This is a genomic window from Streptomyces sp. NPDC015532, assembly GCF_043078065.1.
Lineage (GTDB): Bacteria > Actinomycetota > Actinomycetes > Streptomycetales > Streptomycetaceae > Streptomyces.
Genome location: NZ_JBIBSY010000001.1, coordinates 17,205 through 39,293, shown reverse-complemented (window position 1 = coordinate 39,293; position 22,089 = coordinate 17,205). Strand labels below are relative to the sequence as shown.

Annotated in this window: 16 protein-coding genes; 10 read left to right on the top strand and 6 right to left on the bottom strand. The window is 72.7% G+C overall.

Features of this window, described 5'->3' with window-relative positions; translation table 11 throughout:
* Positions 1 to 80 precede the first annotated feature (80 nt).
* The 4 genes from ACF07B_RS00135 (at position 81) to ACF07B_RS00120 (ending at position 7,727) form a co-directional block, all read left to right on the top strand.
* Positions 81 to 2,240 (top strand): CDP-glycerol glycerophosphotransferase family protein, encoded by a 2,160-nt coding sequence (locus ACF07B_RS00135; RefSeq protein ID WP_392177204.1) that lies wholly within the window; start codon positions 81 to 83, stop codon positions 2,238 to 2,240.
* 1 nt (position 2,241) lies between these two features.
* Positions 2,242 to 4,452 carry a CDP-glycerol glycerophosphotransferase family protein gene (locus tag ACF07B_RS00130; RefSeq protein ID WP_392177203.1) on the top strand — a complete coding sequence of 737 codons (2,211 nt, stop codon included), beginning with the start codon at positions 2,242 to 2,244 and terminating at the stop codon, positions 4,450 to 4,452.
* Positions 4,453 to 4,700: 248 nt separating this feature from the next.
* The gene (locus ACF07B_RS00125) at positions 4,701 to 5,957 is read left to right on the top strand and encodes a hypothetical protein (RefSeq protein ID WP_369486651.1); all 1,257 of its coding nucleotides are present in this window, start codon (positions 4,701 to 4,703) and stop codon (positions 5,955 to 5,957) included.
* Between the two features lie 84 nt (positions 5,958 to 6,041).
* On the top strand, positions 6,042 to 7,727 hold the full coding sequence (locus tag ACF07B_RS00120) for a hypothetical protein (protein ID WP_392177202.1): 1,686 nt from the start codon (positions 6,042 to 6,044) through the stop codon (positions 7,725 to 7,727).
* Between the two features lie 33 nt (positions 7,728 to 7,760).
* Here ACF07B_RS00120 and ACF07B_RS00115 read toward each other — a convergent pair whose 3' ends face one another.
* On the bottom strand, positions 7,761 to 8,174 hold the full coding sequence (locus ACF07B_RS00115; protein WP_261709466.1) for an organic hydroperoxide resistance protein: 414 nt from the start codon (positions 8,172 to 8,174) through the stop codon (positions 7,761 to 7,763).
* A 123-nt stretch (positions 8,175 to 8,297) separates the two neighbouring features.
* Between ACF07B_RS00115 and ACF07B_RS00110 the strand changes: the two genes are divergently transcribed.
* Entirely contained in the window at positions 8,298 to 8,795 is a 498-nt protein-coding gene (locus tag ACF07B_RS00110; RefSeq protein ID WP_384237065.1) for a MarR family winged helix-turn-helix transcriptional regulator, read from the top strand.
* Here ACF07B_RS00110 and ACF07B_RS00105 read toward each other — a convergent pair.
* The gene (locus ACF07B_RS00105; RefSeq protein ID WP_392177201.1) at positions 8,689 to 10,350 is read right to left on the bottom strand and encodes a hypothetical protein; all 1,662 of its coding nucleotides are present in this window, start codon (positions 10,348 to 10,350) and stop codon (positions 8,689 to 8,691) included. The two genes, ACF07B_RS00110 and ACF07B_RS00105, sit on opposite strands and share 107 nt — an antisense overlap.
* 93 nt (positions 10,351 to 10,443) lie before the next feature.
* On the opposite strand from ACF07B_RS00105, the gene ACF07B_RS00100 reads away from it, so the two are divergent.
* The 3 genes from ACF07B_RS00100 (at position 10,444) to galE (ending at position 14,462) form a co-directional block, all read left to right on the top strand.
* Positions 10,444 to 11,712, top strand: coding sequence for a glycosyltransferase 87 family protein (locus ACF07B_RS00100; RefSeq protein WP_392177200.1), 1,269 nt, complete (start codon positions 10,444 to 10,446; stop codon positions 11,710 to 11,712).
* 55 nt (positions 11,713 to 11,767) lie between these two features.
* On the top strand, positions 11,768 to 13,363 hold the full coding sequence (locus ACF07B_RS00095; protein WP_392177927.1) for a glycosyltransferase family 2 protein: 1,596 nt from the start codon (positions 11,768 to 11,770) through the stop codon (positions 13,361 to 13,363).
* 118 nt (positions 13,364 to 13,481) lie between these two features.
* Positions 13,482 to 14,462, top strand: a complete 981-nt coding sequence (gene galE / locus ACF07B_RS00090; RefSeq protein WP_392177199.1) for a UDP-glucose 4-epimerase GalE — start codon at positions 13,482 to 13,484, stop codon at positions 14,460 to 14,462.
* 141 nt (positions 14,463 to 14,603) lie between these two features.
* Here the strand turns inward: galE and ACF07B_RS00085 are convergent, their stop codons facing one another.
* Positions 14,604 to 15,272 carry a TetR/AcrR family transcriptional regulator gene (locus tag ACF07B_RS00085; protein ID WP_384237055.1) on the bottom strand — a complete coding sequence of 223 codons (669 nt, stop codon included), beginning with the start codon at positions 15,270 to 15,272 and terminating at the stop codon, positions 14,604 to 14,606.
* A 159-nt stretch (positions 15,273 to 15,431) separates the two neighbouring features.
* On the opposite strand from ACF07B_RS00085, the gene ACF07B_RS00080 reads away from it, so the two are divergent.
* Positions 15,432 to 16,352: an ABC transporter permease gene (locus ACF07B_RS00080; protein WP_392177198.1), complete on the top strand. Its 921-nt coding sequence runs from the start codon at positions 15,432 to 15,434 to the stop codon at positions 16,350 to 16,352.
* 76 nt (positions 16,353 to 16,428) lie between these two features.
* The gene (locus ACF07B_RS00075) at positions 16,429 to 17,190 is read left to right on the top strand and encodes an ABC transporter ATP-binding protein (protein WP_392177926.1); all 762 of its coding nucleotides are present in this window, start codon (positions 16,429 to 16,431) and stop codon (positions 17,188 to 17,190) included.
* Between the two features lie 116 nt (positions 17,191 to 17,306).
* Here the strand turns inward: ACF07B_RS00075 and ACF07B_RS00070 are convergent, their stop codons facing one another.
* The 3 genes from ACF07B_RS00070 to ACF07B_RS00060 are packed head-to-tail and all read right to left on the bottom strand — an operon-like array spanning position 17,307 to position 21,980.
* Complete coding sequence (locus ACF07B_RS00070; RefSeq protein WP_369481810.1) at positions 17,307 to 18,458, bottom strand: glycosyltransferase; 1,152 nt, start codon at positions 18,456 to 18,458, stop codon at positions 17,307 to 17,309.
* Positions 18,455 to 21,448 carry a CDP-glycerol glycerophosphotransferase family protein gene (locus ACF07B_RS00065; RefSeq protein ID WP_392177197.1) on the bottom strand — a complete coding sequence of 998 codons (2,994 nt, stop codon included), beginning with the start codon at positions 21,446 to 21,448 and terminating at the stop codon, positions 18,455 to 18,457. Before ACF07B_RS00065 ends, ACF07B_RS00070 begins: the two co-directional genes overlap by 4 nt.
* A gap of 37 nt (positions 21,449 to 21,485) precedes the next feature.
* Positions 21,486 to 21,980 carry a GtrA family protein gene (locus tag ACF07B_RS00060; protein WP_392177196.1) on the bottom strand — a complete coding sequence of 165 codons (495 nt, stop codon included), beginning with the start codon at positions 21,978 to 21,980 and terminating at the stop codon, positions 21,486 to 21,488.
* Positions 21,981 to 22,089 lie beyond the last annotated feature (109 nt).

The following is a 22,089-nucleotide window of genomic DNA, read 5'->3' as shown; positions in this document are numbered from 1 at the left end:
CCCGGCCCTCCACCTGGCGGCCGGCCGGGCGCCCCGGACGATGAATCCCCCGTTCGGCGCCCCTTGAGAGAAAGAGCAGAATGCCCCGCTTCAGTGTCATCGTGCCCACCTTCGACGTCGCCGGGCACCTGGCCCGCGCGCTGGACTCGGTCCTGGCCCAGTCCTTCGGTGACGTCGAGCTGATCCCGGTCTGCGACGAGCCGGACTCCCCGGCCGCGGCGGTCGCCGCCGCGTACGCGGCCCGGGACTCCCGGGTGGTCCCGGTCCATTCGCCGCCGTCGGGCGGACTGAGCGCGGCGCGCAACGCCGGGATCGCGGCGGCGAGGGGCGCGTACCTGCTCTTCCTCGACGGCGACGACGATCTGGCGCCGGGCGCGCTGGACGCCCTGGACGCGAAGCTCTCGGCCGACGTGGACGTCCTGTACTTCGGGCATCAGCGGGTGCACTGGTGGGAGGGCGAGCCGAGCACGCCCCCGCTCGACAAGGCCCCGGAGGTACTGGGCGTACACGTTCCGGCGTGGAGCGCCGCGTACCGCCGCGACTTCGTCGCCGAGCACGAACTGACGTTTCCGGAGGGGCATTTCACGGACGCGGGCTGGGGCGGGCTGGTGACGGTTTCGGCCGAACGGGCGGCGGTGCTGCGTACGGTCTGCGTACGGCATCGTCTGCGGCGCCAGGGCAGCCGGCTCAACGCGCCGGGCGAGCACCACTTCGAACTCCTCGACCAGGTCGAGCGGGTCCTCGTCCTGGCCTCGGGGCGGACCCTGCCCGCGGCCCGGTCGAAGGCGCTGTTCGGCCAGCTCTTCTCGCTGGTCCTGAAGACGGCCTCGCACCCGGCCCGGGTGCCCGCGGGGCGCCGCCGGGCCTTCTTCCGCCGGGCGGGCAAGCTCTACCGGCGGCACCGTCCGGCCGGCTTCCGGGCTCCGGCGGGCAGTCTCGGTGTGCAGCACCGGCTGCTCGCGACGGGCGCGTACAGCGCGTTCCGCGCGCTGCGCGGCACGAACCGGGCCGTCTCCGGTGTGCTCCGGCGGATGCCGCGCGGGCGGACCCTGCGCACCCGCGTGCGCTACGCCCTCCAGCTCCGTCGTCCCCTCGACGAGAACCTCGCGGTGTACTGCGCCTACTGGGGCCGGGGGTACGCCTGCAATCCGGCGGCGATCCACGCCAAGGCCCGTGAACTCGCCCCGCACATCCGCTCGGTGTTCCTGGTCGAGCCGGAGGCGGTGGACGCGCTGCCGAAGGACGTCGAGCACGCGGTGATCGGCAGCCGGCGCGGCTGGGAGGTGCTGGCCCGCGCCAAGTACCTCGTCAACAACGCCAACTTCGCGGACGGTGTGGTCAAACGGCCCGGCAGCGTGCACCTCCAGACCCAGCACGGCACCCCGCTGAAGAAGATGGGCGTGGACCAGTCGACGTTCCCGGTGGTGGCCGCGGCGACCGGCAGCTTCACCAAGCTGCTGGCCCGGGTGGACCGCTGGGACTACAACCTGTCCTCCAACCGGCACTCCACCCAGATGTGGGAACGGGCCTTCCCGGGCGGCTACGAGGCCCTGGAGTACGGCTATCCGCGCAACGACGTCTACTGCACGGCGACTGCCCAGGACGTGGCCCGGGTCCGCGAACGGCTCGGGGTGCCCGAAGGCAGGACGGCGCTGCTGTACGCGCCCACGCACCGCGACCACAGCACCGGTTTCGAGTCCCGGCTCGACCTGGAGGCCTTCTGCGAGGCGATCGGCGAGCAGTTCGTCGTCCTGCTGCGCGCCCACTACTTCTACGACGAGGGCCGCGGGCGCGGCAGCGGGCGGATCATCGACGTGACCGGGCACCGGTCCTCCGAGGACGTCTGTCTGGCCGCCGACGCGCTGATCACGGACTACTCGTCGATCATGTTCGACTACGCCAACCTCGACCGCCCGGTCGTCGTGTACGCGGACGACTGGGAGGTCTACCGGGAGACCCGGGGCGTCTATTTCGACGTGCTGGAGGAGCCGCCGGGCCGGGTGGCACGCACCCCGGACGAACTGGCCGCGCTGTTCGCCGACGGCTCATACGCGGATGCGGACGCCGCCGCGCTGCGGGCCCGCTTCCGTGAGCGCTTCTGCCAGTTCGACGACGGCCGGGCGGCCGAGCGGGTCGTGCGCCGGGTGCTGCTGGGCGAGTCCGCCGAGACGATCCCGCCCGTCCTGCCGCTCGCCGAACGCGTCCCGGCTCCCGCCGCGTCCACCCTCGTAAGGAGCTGACGTGCCCCGCTTCAGCATCATCGTCCCCGTCTTCAAGGTGCAGGGCTTTCTGCGCGAGTGTCTCGACTCGGTCCTGGAGCAGTCGTACACGGACCTGGAGGTCATCGCCGTCGACGACTGTTCCCCGGACGGCTGCGGCGCGATCCTCGACGAGTACGCGGAGCGCGATCCCCGGGTGCGGGTGCTGCATCTGCCGGAGAACGTGGGACTCGGCCGGGCCCGCAACGCCGGGATGCCGCTCGCCGGCGGGGACTACCTCTTCTTCCTCGACAGCGACGACACCCTCACGCCGGGCGCGCTGCGCGCCGTCGCCGACCGTCTGGACGAGACCGCCGACCCGGATGTGCTGGTCTTCGACTACGCGCGCACCTACTGGTGGGGCGGCACCCGCAGGAACGTGCTCGCGCGGGTCCTCGCGGAGGCCGGACCCGGCACCTTCACGGCGGCCGAACACCCGGAGATCCTCGATCTGCTGATGGTGGTGTGGAACAAGGTCTACCGCCGTACGTTCGTCGAGCGGGAGGGTTTCGCCTTCCCGCCCGGGTACTACGAGGACACGCCCTGGACGTTCCCGGTGATGCTCAGCGCGGAGCGGATCGCGGCGCTGGACCGGATCTGCCTGGCCTACCGCCAGCGGCGGCAGGGCAACATCCTGTCCACCACCAGCCGCAAGCACTTCGACATCCACGACCAGTACGAGCGGGTCTTCGCGTTCGTCGACTCCCGCCCGGAGCTGTCGAGCTGGCGGCCTTTCCTGCACGGCAAGATGGGCGAGCACTGCCTCGACATCCTCTCCAAGGAGGACCGGCTGCCGCAGGAGGACAAGGCCGAGTTCTTCCGGCTGACGGCCGCGCTCTTCCGCAAGCACAAGGCGGGTCCCGTACCGCCCGAACTGCGTGTCCTGGAGGGCGGTTTCACCCGCTACCGGGTACGGCGCCAGGCGGACCGCGCGGGCCGGGAACTGGGCCGGCGCGGACAGCAGGCCCGCCGGATCGTCGCCGCGCGGGTCAAGCGCGGCTGGTCCGCGGTGCACGGACACCGGCCGCTGGACCCGCACCTGGCGGTGTACTCGGCGTTCTCGCACCGGGGGGTCCTCGGCGATCCCGCGGCGGTCTACACCGCGGCCCGCGAACTCGCCCCGCATCTGCGCGGGGTGTGGGTGGTGCGCGACGAGGAGCAGGCGGCGCTGCTCCCGCCGGACACCGAGCACGTCCTGCTCGACTCCACGCGCTACCGCCATGTCACCGCGCGGGCCACGTACTTCGTGAACAACGTCAACTGGCCCGGTTCGCTGGTCAAGCGCCCCGGCAGCGTCCACATCCACACCCATCAGGGCACCCCGCTGAAGTACATGGCCGCGGACCTGCTGCACAAGCCGGGCGCGCGGCACGGCCTCGACGTGCCGCAGATGCTGCGGCGCGCCGACCGCTGGGACTACAGCCTGGTCGCCAACCGGCACTCGGAGCTGGTCTGGGACCGCGCCTATCCCTGCCACTTCACCTCGCTGCGCAGCGGCAGCCCCCGCAACGACGTCCTGGTGCGGGCCCGGCCCGAGGACGGGGCGGCGGCCCGCGCGCGCCTCGGGATCCCGGCCGGGAACCGCGTGGTGCTGTACGCGCCGACGCGCCGCGAGTACGTCCGCGGCGGGCATGCCGAGCGTCTGGACCTGGCCGCGTTCGCGGAGGACCTCGGCGCGGACCACACCCTGGTCGTACGGCTGCATCCCTCGCTCGCGGAGGGTCCGGCGCGTGGGATGGGGCTGGCCGAACTGCACCGGCGCGGTGTCGTTCTCGACGCGACGGACGTGCCCTGCGTCGAGGACGTGATGCTCGCCGCCGACGCCCTGGTGACCGACTACTCGGCCCTCATGTTCGACTACGCCAACCTCGACCGGCCGATCGTGCTGTTCGCCGACGACTGGGGCGCGTACGCGGCGAGCCGGGGCGCCTACTTCGACATCACGGCCGACGCTCCGGGTCATGTGGCGGGCTCTCAGCGGGAGTTGGCGTGGCTGTTCGCGTCGGGGGCCTGGCGGGACGGGGAGTCGGAGCGGCTGCGGGCCGGATTCCGTGAGCGGTTCTGCGAGTTCGACGACGGCCGGGCAGCCGAGCGGGTGGTGCGGACGCTGATGCTCGGCGAGCCGCTCGTGCCGCCGTCGACGATCGCCCCCCTGCCCGCCCAGGCGGGCCACGACGTCCTCGCGACCTCATGACCGGCCCCACGACCGGCCCTTCGGACGGCCCCGCGCCGGGATCCGCGAACGCACCCGCGAAGGGCCCGGCGCCGGCACCGGCGGACAGCCCGGCCCGGGGACCCGTGAACGGATCCGCGGACCGCCCCGCGCGAGGCTCCGCGAACGGCAGCACGGCGGTCGGCGCCCCGGGCGGCTCCGGTGGTGCGCCCGGGGCCGCGCGCTCCCGCCGGTTCCGGGTGCGCGCGCCGCGTTCGGCCCGTGCCCGGGTGATCCTGATCGCCGTCGTCTTCGCCGTCCTCCAGCTCGCCAACGTCACCAACCGGGACACCCCCGACACCAAGAACTACCTCACGTACGCGCTGGACCTGAGCGGCCACAGCAAGGAGCAGGCCGCCGCGCTGACGATCGACTACGTCTGTGCGGGCAAGGCGTCCGTCGCCCGGCGCAACCAGGCCGTCGACGTGGTGCGCTTCCACCGCCCGAGTCCGACCCGCCGGGTCCTCGCCGAGTGCCGGCGCGAGCAGTGGCGGGGCGTGTCCGCGCGGCTGGCGGCGGAACGGACGACGGGACACACCGTGCCGTTCATGCCGCCCCGCTTCATGCGGATCTTCGAGGCGCGGCCGGGGTATCCGGTGCTGCTGGTGCCTTTCGTCACGCTGCTGGGGGTGACCTGGGGCCTGTGGGCCTCGGCCGTCACCGTCACGGTGGCCGGGGGCGTCCTCGTGTTCCTCCTCCTGCGCACCCTGCGCGCCTCCACCGGCGCGGCCCTGACCGGGCAGGCCCTCTACTACGTCCTGCCGTGCGGTACGACGGCGATGCGCCCGATGACCGAGGGCCTGATGATGGCCGTGACCCTCGCGGCCCTGTGGGGCTGCGCGCTGGTCCTGGAGGGCCGCGCGCGGGCCGGTACCTGGCTGGTCGGCGGCTGTCTGGCGGTCCTCTTCACGGTGAAGCACTCGCAGGCGCTGTTCCTCGGGCTGTGCCTGGGCGCTTCGTGCGTGGTGCTGCTCGCACGCAGGCGCCGGTGGGACGGGCCGCTGCGGACCCTGGGCGTGGTGGCGGGCTGCGGCGTGCTGGCCACCGTGCTGCTCGCGAAGGCACTGCACTACCCGTCCCAGTCGGAGAGCGTGCAGGATCTGCTCACCGGGCATTACGCACGTCCGGACCGCGTCCATCCGTGGCCGGAGTTCCTCCATCTGGAGGCCGCCTTCTGGATCGAGTGGACGCGCCGCCAGTTGTGGGAGCCCTTGTTCCTCGCGGCCGTGGTGGCGGCCGGGTGGGGAGCGCTGCGCGGACATCGGGCCTTCGGCGTCTTCCTCGTGGCGGCGGCGGGCACCGGAGTGCTCAACCAGGCCGCGCACCCCGACATCAACGTCTGGGGCGACCGGCTGATCGTGCTGCTGTGGCTGCTGCCCGCGGTGGGTCTTCCGCTGCTCGTCGACACGGTCGTCCGGCGGGGCGCGCGGACGCCGGGCAGCCTGGTTCCGGGGCCGTCGCGCAGGGAGTCCGAGGTCGCCCGATGAGGTGATCCCTGGCTAGGCGGCCGTTCGGGGCGGGCATATAGGGCAGATGCCGGAAACCGCCGATCCCTGCTCCCCCACCGCCCGATGAGCGCCGATGTCGTCACGCGGCGGGAGGCCGTCCGCGGCGCGACCGCGCTGCGCGGCCGGGGCTCCTGGCGTCCGACGCCGTACCAGGTGTGGGGCGGCCTGTTCTGGCTGGTGATGACGCTCGCCTACTGGCGGATCCCGTTGTGCTGCGACGCGGGCCAGCACGCGGCGGTCGTCGAGCGCCTGCGGGCGGACCTGCTGCACCCGCGGCATCCCATGGCGGACCTGCCGGGCGCGGGCAGCCCGTACTACTCGCCGTACGCGGTGGCCCAGGGCGCCTTGGCCCGGCTGACCGGACTCGGCGGCTGGGCGCTGGTGCGGCTGTCGGGGCCCGTCAACCTGCTGGTGCTGCTGACCGGCATCGGCCGCTTCACCCGTGTGCTGACACCCCGTCGTTCGGCGCCGGTCCTCTGCCTGTTCGCGATGGTGCTGCTGTGGGGCACGGAGCGGGCCTGGTGGAGCGGCTACCTCGGGCTGATGTCGATGACCGGCAGCCTGGGCTATCCCTCGACGTTCGCCATCGGGCTGGCCTTCTGGGCCTGGGCGTTCACGGGCCGGCGCGCGGCGGGCACCGGCGGCCTCGTCCGGTTCGTGGGCCCGGGCGGTCTCGGGAGCCGGTGGGGGTACGCGGCCCTCGGCGCCCTGTACGGACTGATCCTGCTCGTGCATCCGATCACGTCCATCGCGGCGGTGCTCGGCGGGGTGGCGTTCGTGGCGGGCGGGCAGCGCGGATGGCGTCCGGCGGTGGCGGGCCGGTGGCTGCTCGCGGGCGCGGTGGCGCTTCTCGTCGCCTACTACTGGCCGTACTTCGACGTCTTCGCGCTGACCGGGGACCGCAGTGTGGACGCCATGCACGAGCGGCTGTACGAGGGGATGCCCGGACACTTCTGGCTGGCCCTGACCGGGGCGCCCGCGCTGTGGCTGCGGGCCCGGCGTGTCCGGCGGGGCGGGGGGCACGGGTGGCGCGATCCGCTGGTGCTGATGTTCGCGCTGGAGTGCGCGGTGGTGGCGTACGGCTGGGTGAGCGGGCACTACACGTACGGCAGGATCCTCGGGCTCACGCTGGTGCCGCCGCAGTTCGCGCTCGGCGTGGAGCTGGCGGAGCCGCGGCCGTGGGGGCCGTGGCGGCGGCTGCTGGGCGGGGCCGCGGCCGCGGCCGCCCTGACCGGGTTCCTGACCGTGCACGCGGGGGCGGTGGTGCCGCGCTCGCTCGACCCGGTCGGCTTCGACCAGCCGCCGCGCTGGCCGACGTACGACTGGGCGGCGCGGCACATCCGGCCCGGCGAGGCGGTCATCGCGGACGGGTACTACTCGGTCCATCTGCTCGCGGGCTACGGCCCGGATCTCGTGGCCCCCGCCTGGCCCGACCCCGCTCTCGCCGAGAGCGAGCGGCTGCGCAGGCTCGCGGCGGTCCGCGCCTTTCTGGACCCGTCCTCGACCCGGGCCGAACGCGCCGTCGTCGCCCGCCGGTACCACGCCCGCTGGCTGCTGCTGACGCGCTGGCGGCAGGTGCCCGAGGAGGCGACGGTGGTGGCGTGGAGCGCGGAGACCGGGGAGGTGCTGGCCCGGATCGGCCGGGGGCCCGGCACCCGCACCGGTGCGGCGGCCGGTGCAGGAGCCGGCGCGAAGGGCGGTGCGGGTACCGGGGTGAAGGCCGGTGCGGTGGTCCGCGCCGCTCGATGACGAACCGCCCGGCACCGGCCCGCTCGATGCCGGTTACTCGATGACGAGCTCGACGGGGATGTTGCCGCGGGTGGCGTTGGAGTAGGGGCAGACCTGGTGGGCCTGCTCGACCAGCTTGCGGCCGGTCGCCTCGTCCACGGTGTCGGGCAGCTCGACGCGCAGGGTGACGGCCAGGCCGAAGCCCTCGCCCTGCTTGCCGATGCCCACCTCGCCGGTCACCGCGGCCTGGGTGACGTCGACCTTCGCGGCGCGGCCGACCAGGCCGAGGGCGCTCGCGAAACAGGCCGCGTACCCGGCGGCGAACAGCTGCTCGGGGTTGGTCCCCTGGCCGCTGCCGCCCATCTCCACCGGAATGCCCAGCTGGAGGTCGAGCGTGCCGTCGGAGCTGACGGCACGGCCCTCGCGGCCGTGGGTGGCGGTGGCGACAGCGGTGTAGAGCGCGTCCATGGGGACCATCCCTCTCAAGTCGGAATCCTGGCGGGGCCGCCGGTCCGGCGGCCTCACGACAGAATTAGAGCACACAATTCAGTTGTGCACAACTAAATTGCTCGCTAGAGCTATCCTGAGAGCATGACCGCAACACCCGCACCGAGCCCCGAGGCCCCCGCCACGACGGACTTCCTCCGCCTCGACGAGCAGATCTGCTTCTCGCTGAACGCCGCCTCGCGCGCCTTCGGCGGCGTCTACCGCGTCCTGCTGAGGGACCTCGGACTCACCTACCCGCAGTACCTGGTGATGCTCGTGCTGTGGGAGCACGGCGAGCTGCCCGTGAAGAAGGTCGGCGAGCATCTGCGGCTCGACTCGGGCACCCTGTCGCCGCTGCTGAAGCGGCTGGAGGCGGCCGGGCTTGTACGGCGGGAACGCAGCGCGCGGGACGAGCGGTCCGTTCGGGTGCGGCTCACCGAGGAGGGGTCCGCGCTGCGCGAGCGCGCGCTGGACGTGCCGCGCCGGATCGCGGCCGCTACCGGGGCGGACCTGGAGGAGATCCGAGAGCTCCGGGCCCGGCTCGACCGACTGACGGCGGCACTGGACGAGGCGGCCCTGTCCGAGGCGCCGGGATGTATGTAGGCCGGCGCACGTAGAGGCGCAGCGTCACACCTTTGCGGACGACCCGCTCCACCGGCACGAACTGCTCGCCGATCACGGCGAGCTTGAGGCGCTCGGTCGCCTCGGCCGGGTACCAGGCCCGGCGCGTCGCGAACGGCGCGACCACCAGCCACACCCGGTCGAGCCGGTCGAGCCTCCGGCGCAGTTCACCGGGGTCGGCCTCGCGCCCGTACAGGGTTCCCGAGGCGGGCGCGGGGACGCTCAGCGCGATGTCGCGGATCCCGCGGAAGCCCTTCGGGTACGCCAGTGCCGCGCGCCGCGCGAGGGACGGCAGGAACAGCACCGGGTCGCCGGGACGCAGTTCGCGGTGGGCGACGGCGGAGACGGCGGCCAGGTTGTCGGGGCGGCGGTCGGCACCGCGGTCCGCGCGCAGCAGCGGGAGCTGGACGGCGAGGACGAGGGACACGGCGAGGACGCCGGTGAGGGCCGCGTGGGGCAGCAGCCGCGGCAGCCTCGTCGCGAGGTGGTCGGCTCCGGCGGCCGCGAGCAGCGGGGCCCCGGCGAGGGCGTACAGGACGTAACGCTCGTCGTAGAGCGGCCGCCAGTGGGACACCGTCAGCAGCACGCCCGGGGGCACGGCCACCAGGGGCAGGGCGACGGCCGGGAGGGAGAAGGTGCCGCGCGGTGTCCGCTCCGGCCGGAAGGCGAGGGCGACGAGGACCAGGTAGGGCACGATCACGAGCCGGGCCGGTCCGGTGAACAGCCCGAGCAGCCGCTCCACGCTCGCGAGGCCGGTGCGCGGCAGCCAGGCGACCTGCGCGGACTGGCCGTGGGAGACCAGGACGAGGGGCGCCAGCGCCAGCGCCACGCCCCCGGCGGCGAGGGCCCAGGCCCGCCACACCGGCGCCGGCACACGGGCGAGCGCCAGTGTCGTGGCGTGGGCGAGGAGCAGGAGCAGGGCCATCTCGTGCAGCAGGCAGGTCGCGGCGGCCGTCGCCGCGTAGGCGAGCCAGGGGCCGGGCCGGGTGGACCGGGCGGCCCGGACCAGCAGCAGGGTCGCTCCGGTCGCCCCGGCCGCGACGAGCGCGTAGGAGCGGCCCTCCTGGGCGAAGTGGCCGGTCATAGGGGTGACGGCGTACAGCAGGCCCGCCCACAGGCCGACGCGCGGACGGCTCAGACGGACACCGAGTGCGGCCACGAGCCCGGCGGTCGCGGCGGCGCCGCAGACGGAGGGCAGCCGCAGGGCGATCTCGCTCGGGTGCGCGGCGAGGACGGGGTGCATGAGGAGGTAGTACAGGCCGTGCACGGCGTCCACGGTGTGCAGCAGGTGCCGGATCTGGGGCACCGAGCGCTGCGCGACCTGGAACGTCACGGCCTCGTCGCGCCACATGCCGCCGCGGTCGAGCCCCCACAGGCCGATCACGAACATGACCAGGGCGGGCACGAGGACGGCCAGGGCCGCGGCCGCCGCCTCCCGGCGCCGGGAGGCCCGGCGCCGGGCGGGCGGATGCCCGGCCACCGGATGCCGGGCCACCGGGCGCGGAGCCGTCGAGGGCCTCATCCACGCATACACCATGGGGGCGATTTTTTGCTATTAAACAACCTTTGTCTCGTATTGACGGCGTATCAGACGGTATGACCCATCCATGCGGCTTACGATCCGGGCTTGATGAGCGCCATCCGGAACCACCGCCCGCTTGCCGTCGCCGCCGCCTGGCTCGCCACCCGCGTCCTGATGCTGTGGCTCCTCGCCCACGACCGGCTCGCCCCGCTCGGCAGGGGCGGGGTGTCCCGCGAGGTGGGTCATCTGTACTTCCACTGGTACGGCGTGCTGTCCCGGGGCGCGTTCCCGGCGGGCGACCGGCTGTGGCAGTACCCGCCGGGCGCCGGCCCGGTGCTGCTGGCGCCCGGACTGCTGCCGTGGCTGACGTACTTCACCGCGTTCGTGGCCTGCACGCTCGCCGCCGACGCGGTGATCGCCGTCGCCCTCACCCGCGCGGGGATGCGGTCCGGCCGCAGCGCGCGCGGCGCCTGGCTGTGGGTGCTGGGCCTGCCGCTCCTGCTGCACATCCCGCTCGCCCGGTACGACGTACAGGTCACCGCCTTCGCCGTCGTCTCCCTGCTGGCGCTCGCGCGCCGCCCGCGCGTGTCCGGCGCGTTCGCCGCGATGGGGGCGCTGGTCAAGGTCTGGCCCGCGCTGGCGCTGATCGGAACACCCCGGGGCCGCACCACCCGGGAGGTGTGGACGTCGGCGGCGGTCACCGCGGCCGCGCTGCTCGCCGTCCTCGCGGCCGCCTTCAGCGGCTCCTTCGACTTCCTGCGCCAGCAGAGCGGCCGGGGTGTCCAGATCGAGTCCCTCGGCGGCACGGTCCTGGGCTTCGCGCGCCACGCCGGCTGGCCGGGGGCGGCCCGCTACCAGTACGGCGCGATGGAGTTCGTCGGCCCGTACACCGGCGCGGTCGCGGCCTGCTCGCTCGCCCTGACGGTCGGCGCGTTCGCGCTCGTGCTGCTGTGGCGGGTCCGCGCGCGGTGCTGGACGACGGCCACCCCGTACGACGCCGCGCTCACGGCCGTCCTGCTGTTCACCGTGACGAGCCGGGTGATCAGCCCCCAGTACATGGTGTGGCTGCTGGGCCTCGCCGCCGTCTGCCTGACCTCTCGGCACACCACACAGCGCCCGGTCGCCGCGCTGATCGTGGCGGCGACGGCGGTCAGTTCGGTCGTCTACCCGATGCTGTACGGCGACGTGGTGCGCAGCACCTGGACCGGCTGCCTGCTGATGCTCCTGCGCAACGGCCTGCTGGCGACGGCGGCGGGAGTGTCGTTCGTACGACTGTGGCGGTCGGGTCTGCCCGCGGCCGCCCCGCACCGGGCCGCGCCGGCCGGGCGGGAGCGGAGCGCACACCGGATTCCCGCCGGGCTCCGAACGCGACAGTGAGCGCCGCTTGACGGAGAATTACCCGCAATCCCTACGATTCCGGCCCATGGATCACATGAACCCTCACGAGGCGAAGGTCAGCGTCGTCGTCATCGGGTACGACGACGCCGCCCATGTGGCGGACGCCGTGCGCTCCGCGCTCGCGCAGGGTCCGGCCGTGCGCGAGGTGATCGCCGTCGACGACCGCTCGACGGACGGCAGCCCCGCCCTCCTCGACGCGCTCGCCGAACGGGAGCCACGCCTTCGGGTGATCCACCGGGCGGCCAACAGCGGCGGCTGCGGCAGCCCCCGCAACGACGGCATCGACGCGGCCGCGGCCCCCTACCTGATGTTCCTGGACAGCGACGACGTCCTGCCTCCCGGCGCGGTGGACGCGCTGCTCGCCGCCGCCGAGGAACACCACGTCCAGGTCGCGGCCGGGCTGTGCGTACGCCGCGAACTGCCCTCGGGCCGCGAGGTCCCCTGGGAACGCGCGCTCTACGCGCGCCCCGCCCTGATATCCCGCCCCTCGCGCCGCCTCCGTCTCGCCCACGACACCCTCTGCGTCAACAAGCTGTACCGCACCGGCTTCCTGCGCGAACACGGCATCCGCTTCCCCGAAGGCCACTACCCCTACGAGGACTTCGTGTTCACCGCACGGGTGCTGGCCGCCGCTCCGCGCGTCGCGCTGATCCCCGACACGGTGTACATCTGGCACGTGCGGCGCACCGCGGAGCACCTGTCCATCTCGCTGGACCGCGCCGGCATCGGCAACTGGCGGGCACGGACCGAGGCGAACCGGGCGGCGCACGAGATCCTGCTGCGCGCCGGGGAGAAGCAGCTCGCGCGGGCCGTGCGCGCCAAGTTCCTCGACCACGAACTGCGGATGTACACGCGCGAACTGGAACTGCGCGCTCCCGGCTACCGCAGCGCCTGGTGGGACCTCACGCGGGCGTACCTGTCGACGTTCGACGCGGCCGACTTCAGCGTCAATCCGGCCGCCCCCGGCCGCCTCGTCGCCCGCGTGATCCTCGCCTGCCCCGCGCCGCGCGACCTGCCCCGCCTGAGGGAACTCGCGGCCCGCCCGGCCCGGCTGCTCCCGCCCTACACCCGCGACGGCGACGGCACCCCCGTGTGGTCCGCCGACCTGCCCGAGGTGACCCTGGAGCACTTCCTGGGCAGACCCGCCCATCTGCTGCCCGCCGCCGTCGACGCGGAACTGCGCCCCGGCGCGCGGGGCACCCGGCTGCGGCTGCGCCTGCACGAGCTGTACGGGCGGATGGCCGCGGCCGGTCCCGCCTCGGTGGACCTGGAGTTCGTCCACCGGGAGGAGGGGCGGGTGGGCCTGAGGGGCACGGCGGCCCTGGTGGCCGACCGGCACGGCGACTCCTGGTGCGCGGAGACGCCCGTGGAGCTGTCGGCACTGGGCGCGGGCACCTGGGATCTGCGCCTGGCCGTGCGCTTTCACGACGGTACGAGCCGGGAGGTGTCGGCGCACGCCCGCGGCGGACCCGGTCTGCTGCGCCGCCGCGCGGTCGCGGACGCTCACCACGGCGTTCTCCTCGTCCAGCCGTACCGGACGCACGCGGGAGCGCTGGGCCTGCGGACGGCGTCCGGTTGGCGAGGAATGACCGGAGTGGTGTCCCGGAGGCTCCGTCGCCTGCTTGACTGATACGCGGACGCGGAGACGCGAGGCGCGGAGGCGGACACCGTCACGCGGGACCGCCCCTCCCCGGCCGCAGGCACACGGTCCGGCACCACGGACGCACTCATGAGGGGAACGGCCGCACATGACCTGGCTGATCACCGGCGGAGCCGGCTACATCGGGGCGCACGTCGTCCGCGCGCTGCGCGAGGCGGGCGAACAGGCCGTGGTCTACGACGACCTGTCCACGGGGATCGCCGAGCGGGTGCCGTCGGACGTTCCGCTGGTGGTCGGCTCGACCCTGGACGGCGACCTGCTGGCCCGCACGCTCACGGAGCACTCCGTCACCGGTGTCGTCCACCTGGCGGCGAAGAAGCAGGTCGGCGAGTCCGTGGAGCTGCCCCTGCACTACTACCGGGAGAACGTCGAGGGCCTGCGCGTCCTGCTGGAGGCGGCGACGGCGGCCTCGGTGACCGCGTTCGTCTTCTCGTCCTCGGCCGCGGTGTACGGGATGCCGGACGTGGACCTGGTGACGGAGGAGACACCGTGCGCGCCGCTGAGCCCGTACGGCGAGACGAAGCTGGCGGGCGAGTGGCTGGTGCGGGCGACCGGCGGCGCGACGGGGCTGTCCACGGCCTGTCTGCGCTACTTCAACGTGGCCGGCGCGGCGACCCCCGAGCTGGCCGACGTGGGGGTCTTCAACCTCGTCCCCATGGTCTTCGAGAGGCTGACGGACAACGCCCCGCCGCGCGTCTTCGGCGACGACTACCCGACGCCGGACGGCACCTGCGTGCGCGACTACATCCACGTGGTCGACCTGGCCGAGGCGCATGTGGCGGCGGCCCGCGCCCTCAAGGCCTCCCCCGGTGCCGCTCTGACCCTCAACATCGGCCGCGGCGAGGGCGTCTCGGTGCGCGAGATGATCGACCGCATCAACGCGCTCACCGGCCACGACCGGCCCCCTGTCACCACCCCGCGCCGCCCCGGCGACCCCGCCCGCGTCGTCGCCTCCGCCGACCGCATCGCCGACGAACTGGGCTGGAAGGCCCGCTACGACGTCGAGGACATGATCACCTCCGCCTGGTCCGGCTGGCTCCGCCGCCACCCGGGCGCAAGCCGGATCTAGCTCCGCCCCCTGCCCGGAACTCCCCCACCGGCCCCACCGACTCGGCCTCACCGGCCCCACCGGCTCTGCCCCGACGGCCCCCTCGGAACTCCGCTTCCCGGAGAGAGCGCCGCGCGCCGGACCCGACCGGGCGCCGTCGGCTCAGAGCGCCTTGAGCGCCGCCGCCGTCGCGCGGGCCAGGCTGGCCAGGTAGCCCTTGGGAACCTTGGGGCCGCGGACGACCACCGCGCGCCAGTACAGCGGCCCCGACATCAGGTCCAGCGCGAGTTCGACGTCGACGCCCTCCCGGATCTCGCCCCGCGCGACGGCCGACGCGACGATCCCGCTCGCCACGGACTGCTGGCCCTCCCGCAGCGCCGCCTGCATGGCGTCCGCGATCTCGGGGTTGCGGGCCGCCTCGGCCTGGAGGTCGGGGATGATCTGGCCGGCCACCGGATGCCGCAGCGCGCGCGAGGTGACCTCGTACAGCAGCCGCAGGTCGCCCTCCAGGGAACCGGTGTCCGGCGCGGGAAGCCCCTGGACCGCGATCGCCGAGACCAGGTCGAGCACGAGATGGAGCTTGGAGCGCCAGCGCCGGTACACCGCGGTCTTGCCGACGCCCGCACGGCGGGCGATGCCCTCGATGGACATCCTGGCGTAGCCGACGGACGCGAGTTCCTCGAAGACGGCGGCACGGATCGCCTCGGTGACGTCCTCGCGCAGGACGGCCGCACCGGCGGGAGCCCGGCGCCGCCGGGGCTTTCCGTCGGCAGGCGCGGGCGTGGCGGCACTCGCGGCTGGGTCGGCGTTCGTCGTCATACGGACCAGCATAGGGCGTTACGACGAAACGGTTGCGTTCCGACGTCGAGTGGGCCTACTCTCGCGTTACGACGATACGGTCCCGTTCCGACGTAAGAAAACGGCAGGAAAACCCGTCGGAAACGTTTCGGGGCCGACCGCACCCCCACCCCCCGAGCGAAAGCAACGGATGTGAGCCAGGTCCTCAACACACCGCCCACGACAGCGTCACCGGTCGCCCCCGCCGAGGACGCCGCGGCCCTCGCCGCCCGGTACGGTCTCACCGTCAGCGGCGCGCGCCCGAGCCTGCCCGCGTACGTCCGCCAGTTGTGGGCACGGCGCCACTTCATCACCGCCTTCGCCACCGCCAAGCTCACCTCGCAGTACAGCCAGGCCAAGCTGGGCCAGGTGTGGCAGGTGATGACCCCGCTGCTGAACGCGGCGGTCTACTACTTCATCTTCGGCATCCTGCTCGGCACCAAGCACGGCGTGCCGGACTACGTCCCGTTCCTGGTCACCGGCGTCTTCGTCTGGACCTTCACCCAGAGCTCGATCATGGCGGGCACCCGGGCGATCTCCGGCAACCTCGGCCTGGTCCGCGCCCTGCACTTCCCGCGCGCCGCGCTGCCGGTGTCGTTCGCCCTCCAGCAGCTTCAGCAGCTGCTGTTCTCCATGGCCGCGCTGGTCGTCATCCTGCTGTGCTTCGGAGTCCCGGTCAGCGTCTCGTGGCTGCTCGCGGTGCCCGTGCTGGTGCTCCAGTTCACGTTCAACGCGGGTGTCGCGATGATCGTGGCCCGGATGGGCGCCAAGACGCCGGACATCGCGCAGCTCATGCCCTTCCTGCTGCGCACCTGGATGTACGTCTCCGGTGTCATGTGGAGCATCGACAAGGTGCTCAGCAGCGACAAGCTGCCGCACTGGGCGATGGTCCTGCTGGAGAGCAACCCGGCGGCCGTCTACATCGACCTGATGCGCTTCTCGCTGATCGACAGCTTCCACGCGCACCAGCTCCCGCACCATGTCTGGGCGCTCGCGGTCGGCTGGGCGCTGGTCGCCGGCGTCGGCGGCTTCATCTACTTCTGGAAGGCTGAGGAGACGTACGGCCGTGGCTGACATCATCACGCAGGACACCCGGCCGCGGAACGCCGCGAGCGCTGCCCAAGCCGCCCCCGCGGACGACGCCGGGCGCATCCCGACCGTCATCGCGGACCACGTCGACATCGTGTACCGGGTCAACGGCACCGGCGCCGGACGGGGCAGCGCCACCGCCGCCCTCAACCGCATCCTGCGCCGCGAGAAGTCCGAGAAGGCGTCGGGCGTCCGCAAGGTCCACGCGGTCAAGCGCGTCTCCTTCACCGCCTACCGCGGCGAGGCCATCGGCCTGATCGGCACCAACGGCTCCGGCAAGTCCACGCTGCTCAAGGCGGTCGCGGGCCTCCTCCCGGTGGAGAACGGCAAGATCTACACCGACGGCCAGCCCTCGCTGCTCGGCGTGAACGCGGCCCTGATGAACGACCTGACCGGCGAGCGGAACGTCTACCTCGGCGGCCTCGCCATGGGCATGTCCCGTGATCAGGTCAGGGAGCGCTACCAGGAGATCGTCGACTTCTCGGGCATCAACGAGAAGGGCGACTTCATCACCCTGCCGATGCGGACGTACTCCTCCGGCATGGCGGCCCGGCTGCGCTTCTCGATCGCGGCGGCCAAGGACCACGACGTGCTGATGATCGACGAGGCCCTCGCGACCGGTGACCGCTCCTTCCAGAAGCGGTCCGAGGCGCGCATCCGCGAGCTGCGCAAGAGCGCGGGCACGGTGTTCCTGGTCAGCCACAACAACAAGTCGATCCGTGACACCTGCGACCGCGTGCTGTGGCTGGAGCGCGGCGAGCTGCGCATGGACGGCCCGACCGCGGACGTCCTCAAGGAGTACGAGAAGTTCACCGGCAAGTAGGCACCGGCACAGGGGTGCGTACGCGTGTGCCGCGTCAGCGGTGACCGGGGCGGGGCCGCCGACGGCCCCGCCCCGGCCCTCGTACGCACCCCCGCGAACTCGGCGCCCCGGCCCGCTCAGCGTTCGAGGAACGCGAACAGTTCCTCCCACCTGCGGACGACCTCGTCCGTCGTGAAGCGCCGGACGTTCGCGCGCGCCGCCTCGCCCATGGAGTCCCGCAGCGCCTTGTCGGACATCAGCGTGTCGAGCCGGCGGGCCAGTTCACCGGTGTTGCCGAGGGTGGCCAGCAGGCCGTCCTCGCCGTCCCGGACGATCTCGTGGACGCCGGGCGCGCAGTCGAAGGCGGCGCACGGCAGACCGGCGGCCATCGCTTCCATGAGGGCGAGCGGGAAGCCCTCGCCGCGCGAGGAGAGCACGAAGACCGAGCCGCCGCGCAGCGCGCCCGGGACATCATTCGTCCGTCCCATCCAGTCGACCGAGTCGTCGAGCCCGAGCGCGGTGCACTGCTTCCTCAGGATCTCCTCGTCCTCGCCTGAGCCGTAGACCCGCAGCCGCCAGTCGGGGTGGAGCGGGGCGACCTCGGCCCAGGCGTCGAGGAGCATGTCGATGCCCTTCTGGTCGTGCAGCCGGCCCACGCTGACGACGGCGTTCCCGGTGCGCGGCGAGGGCACCTCGGGCATGAACGGCAGGGGGTTCGGCATGAAAGAGGCGTTGTTCATGCCCTGCCCGATCCACAGGTCGGCGTCCTCACGGGTGAGCGCCAGCATCCGGTCGACGTCCTTGTAGTGCTTCAGGACCCGCCGGAACCGCGAGGTCGTCCGGCTGTACTCGTAGGACTCGTGGCTCATCCCGATGACGGTCAGACCGCCGGTGTCGGCGAGCCCCACCCATTCCATGGCCCACACCTGGGTGACGATCACGACCGCACCGGGGCGCGCGGCCCGGAACAGCGCGGTCAGTTCGGCGGCCTTCTCCCGCATGCCCGCCGCCCGCTCGGCCCGCAGTCTGTGCCCGGCGACGTCGAGCCGCCCCCTGAGGCCGCGCGCCGGTCCGACCCGGGGCGGGTGGATGTCGTACAACGTCGTGGTGGGGTACGGGAGTTCGCCCAGCTCCTGGGGAACGGCGGGCTCGGCGACGCCCACGACGTGCACGCGGTGACCGCGCTCGGTGAAGAGCCGGGCCATCTGGTGCGACCAGGTCGTCACGCCTCCCAGTTCGTCGACGCTGTTGGAGACGAAGAAGATGTCCCGCTGCGCAGGGCCGGTCATCCACGCCTCCAGTGCCCGAAGAACTGGTCGACGACGCTGCGGGCCGCCGTCCCCTTGTCGTACTCGCCGAAGTCGGCGAGGAACTGCTCGCGCCGGGGCGCGTACTTGACGCTCTGTTCCTCCAGCGAGCCGAGCACCGTGTGCAGTTCGTCCTCGGTCCGCACCACGGGTCCCGGCGCCCGCTCCAGCAGGTCGAAGTAGGTTCCGCGGTCCTCGTGCACATAGGCGTCGTAGTCGTACGCGAAGAAGAACATCGGGCGGTCGAGGAGGGCGTAGTCGAACATCACGGACGAGTAGTCGGTGATCAGCCCGTCGGCGAGGGCGAGCAGCGGGGTCACGTCGTGGTGGGCGGTGACGTCGATGACCCGGCCGCGCACGGACGGCGGGAGCACGACGTGGTTCAGGTAGTGGGAGCGGACCAGGAGGACGTAGCGGTCGCCGAAGGTCTCGGCGAAGCGCTCGACGTCGAAGGGCAGCTCGAACCGCCGCTGTCCGCTGCCGCGGCGGCGGAAGGTCGGGGCGTACAGGAGGATCTGCCGGTCCTCGGGGATGCCCAACTCCGCCGCCAGGGACCCGCGTTCGCGCCCACCGCCGGTCGCCTCCCGCTGTCTGGCCCGCACGAGCGCGTCGTTGCGCGGGTAACCGACCCGCAGCAGGGTCCGCTCCTGGAGCCGGAACGCCCGCGCGAGGGTGCGCACATCGTGCTCGGAGCGGATGAGGAACCGGTCGAAACGGTCCAGTGTCTTCTGCTGTTCGGCCTGCGCCTCACGGGACTTGAGCTTCCAGTCGGCCTCGTCGAAGCCCATCCGTTTGAGCGCGGAGCCGTGCCAGGTCTGGATGTACGTCGTGTCCGGCCGCTTGGTCAGCTTCAGCGGGTAGCTCTGGTTGTCGACCCAGAACTCGGCCTGCGCGAGGGCCCTGAGATACGGCAGCGACCAGCGGCGTACGAGGGTGGCGTCGTCCGGGAAGCCGGCCGGGCTGCCGCTGTGCGCCCAGACCGGCTCGAACTCCAGCCCCTGGCGGCGCATCTCCTCGTAGATCGCCCGGGGGCTGTCGCTGTACTGGCGGCCCAGGTGGCTCTCGAAGACGACGAGCCCCGTACGGACGGGCAGCCGGCTGAACACCTCGTGGTAGAGACGGATCTTGGTCGGGCCGGAGGTGAGTTCCTTGCGCAGGGAACGGGCCTTGCGGTAGCCGGTCTTGGCGAGCGTTCCGGCCCGGCCGTGCACCCCGCGCCGCACGAGAACGTTGGCCTTCTTGTCGGGGACCAGCCGGAAGGACAGATGCCCGCGCGAGGAGACGACCGGTTCCATGCGGTCGGCGACCAGCCGGGTGAGCCGGGGCCGGACGGGTACCCGCCCGGTGGCCAGACCGGGTTCGGCCGCGGTGAGCCGCGTGCTGGTGCGCACGCCGTCGACGTCGAGGTGGAGCCGTACGTCCCACACGGCGTCCACGATGCCCAGCGGCCGTACGGCCATCAGGTTCGCCGTGCCCTCCCAGGCGACGGTCTCGCCCGCGTGCCACACGTTCCTCACGGGGAAGCGGAAGGTCTGGAAGCGCACTCCGGGGCGGCGGGCGTAGAACTCCAGCTCGCCGGCGAGCCGGGCGCCGGGCGGGATCACACCGAGCGGGTTGGTGACGCGCCCGGCGAGCCGGACGGTCGCGCCGGCGCTCTCGTACGAGGTCAGCGCGTTGCGCAGGAACATCCGGTCGACCGGCTTGATGTGGTGGCCGAGGTCGGTGACGTCCAGGACGTGCCGCCCGAAGGGGTCGTCGAGATGCTCGGCACACCAGTACACGCGGCCGTCGCGCTCGACGAGCGGCGAGGAGATCTTGTCGCGGTTGGTGAGGGTGTCCACGGCGGGCAGCAGGTTGTCCCAGTCGCTCACCTGGAGGAGGTAGGCACAGATGGCCTGGACGGGTTCGGCCTCGTCGAAGGCGGCGCGGTCGATCGACTCCAGGTACCGCCGGGCGATCGCGGCGAACTCCTCACGGAAGGCGGCGTCACGGAAGGGCAGTTCGCGCAGGTGCAGCACGAGGTCGTGCTTGAGGAACTTGACGTCCTTGGCGAACTTCAGCTCCAGGAGCCCCTTGTCCGCGAGGAGTTGGTCGACCCTACGGTGGATCTCCATGCGGTGCGTGAAGTTGGCGATCTCGTCGCGCCGGTTGCTGATGGACTTCGCCGCCGCCTGGTCGGAGACCCGCCAGTCGTACACCCGGTTGGGGATGAGGGTGATGCGGCGGGCGGTGGCGTAGGCCTGGGCGGAGAAGAGCAGGTCCTCGTAGTGGATGCCGACCGGGAAGCGCAGCCCCTCGTCGAGCAGGAACCGCCTGCGGTAGCACTTGTTGGTCGACAGGGTGTCGAAGACCAGCAGGTCGGGCAGTTCGGAGATCGACTCCAGGGTCCGGGTGCGCCCGTACAGCCAGGGGTACCACTTGACCTCCTTGCGGGTGCGCGCGTCGACGTGCACGCGCACGCACAGCCCGGAGACCAGGTCGGCGCCGGTGGCCTCGGCGGCCTCCAGCATGTTGCGGCAGGCGTTGCGCTCCAGGACGTCGTCGCTGTCGAGGAAGACCACGTAGGTGCCGCGGGCCTCGGCGATGCCGCGGTTGCGGGGGGCGCCGCAGCCGCCGCTGTTCTCGGCCAGCCGGCAGGCGCGGACCCGGTCGGGGTGCGCCGCGGCCAGTCCCCGCGCCACCTCGTACGAGCCGTCGGCGCTCCGGTCGTCGACGACGATCACCTCGACGTCGTGCAGCGTCTGGTCCAGGACGGAGCGCACGGCCGTGGGCAGCCGGGCGGCGTCGTTGTAGACGATGACGACCACGGAGACGGCGGGCTTGCCCGGCCCGGACCCGGTGGCCCCGGCCGGGGAGGCGGCGGACCTTGCCCCGTGCTCGGCAGACCTTGTCCCGTGCCCGGCGGACACTGTCCCGTGCTCGGCGGGTTCTGCCCCCTGCGTGGCGGACGAGCGAGGTTGATCCACATTCATCCTATTAATCGTAGACACCGCGGCCCCTTTTGGGGCGTTATCGGCCATTCCTCGCGTGTTGGAACACCCACGTCCGGTACACCACGAAGCGGAACGCCGAGGCCAGGACGATCGACAGCGCCTTGGCGATGTTGGAGCCGAGCGGTCCGCTCATCCCCAGGCCGTGGTAGCCGGCGTAGAACAGGACGCTCTCCATGGCGACGCCGAGCCCGCTGAACGCGAAGAAGAGAGCGATCTGGCGCCGCGTGCGCGAGGCCCGGTCCCGGTAGGCGAAGTAGCGGAAGCCGAGGTAGTTCGTCCCCATGGCGACACAGCTCGCGGCCACCGTGGCGACCATCGGGGCCCACGTCAGGCCGTGCAACGCCAGGTTGAAGAAGAGGATGTTGACGACGACCCCACTGCCGCCGACGACGGAGAACCGGGCCACCTCCAGGGCGAGCCGGCGGACCCTCGGGACGCTCGGGACAGGACGGGGGCGGACCACGGGCAGGGTCGCGACGGGCGCGGGGCGCTCGGAGAGGTGCACTGTCACGGGTCCGGATCCTCCACAGGTCTGTCCGTCGGTCGAGCCCACCCTAAGCTAAATGTCCTATTTACCAGGTATAGGTAAATCGCGAGCCGGAATTTCGTCGCGCGAGGCC

Coding starts and splice junctions, on each gene's coding strand:
- ACF07B_RS00135 (WP_392177204.1), top strand. CDS start 81: ATGCCCCGCTTCAGTGTCATCGTGCCCACCTTCGACGTCGCCGGGCAC.
- ACF07B_RS00120 (WP_392177202.1), top strand. CDS start 6,042: ATGAGCGCCGATGTCGTCACGCGGCGGGAGGCCGTCCGCGGCGCGACC.
- ACF07B_RS00115 (WP_261709466.1), bottom strand. CDS start 8,174: ATGGACGCGCTCTACACCGCTGTCGCCACCGCCACCCACGGCCGCGAG.
- ACF07B_RS00110 (WP_384237065.1), top strand. CDS start 8,298: ATGACCGCAACACCCGCACCGAGCCCCGAGGCCCCCGCCACGACGGAC.
- ACF07B_RS00105 (WP_392177201.1), bottom strand. CDS start 10,350: ATGGTGTATGCGTGGATGAGGCCCTCGACGGCTCCGCGCCCGGTGGCC.
- ACF07B_RS00100 (WP_392177200.1), top strand. CDS start 10,444: ATGAGCGCCATCCGGAACCACCGCCCGCTTGCCGTCGCCGCCGCCTGG.
- ACF07B_RS00095 (WP_392177927.1), top strand. CDS start 11,768: ATGAACCCTCACGAGGCGAAGGTCAGCGTCGTCGTCATCGGGTACGAC.
- galE (WP_392177199.1), top strand. CDS start 13,482: ATGACCTGGCTGATCACCGGCGGAGCCGGCTACATCGGGGCGCACGTC.
- ACF07B_RS00085 (WP_384237055.1), bottom strand. CDS start 15,272: ATGCTGGTCCGTATGACGACGAACGCCGACCCAGCCGCGAGTGCCGCC.
- ACF07B_RS00070 (WP_369481810.1), bottom strand. CDS start 18,458: ATGACCGGCCCTGCGCAGCGGGACATCTTCTTCGTCTCCAACAGCGTC.
- ACF07B_RS00065 (WP_392177197.1), bottom strand. CDS start 21,448: ATGAATGTGGATCAACCTCGCTCGTCCGCCACGCAGGGGGCAGAACCC.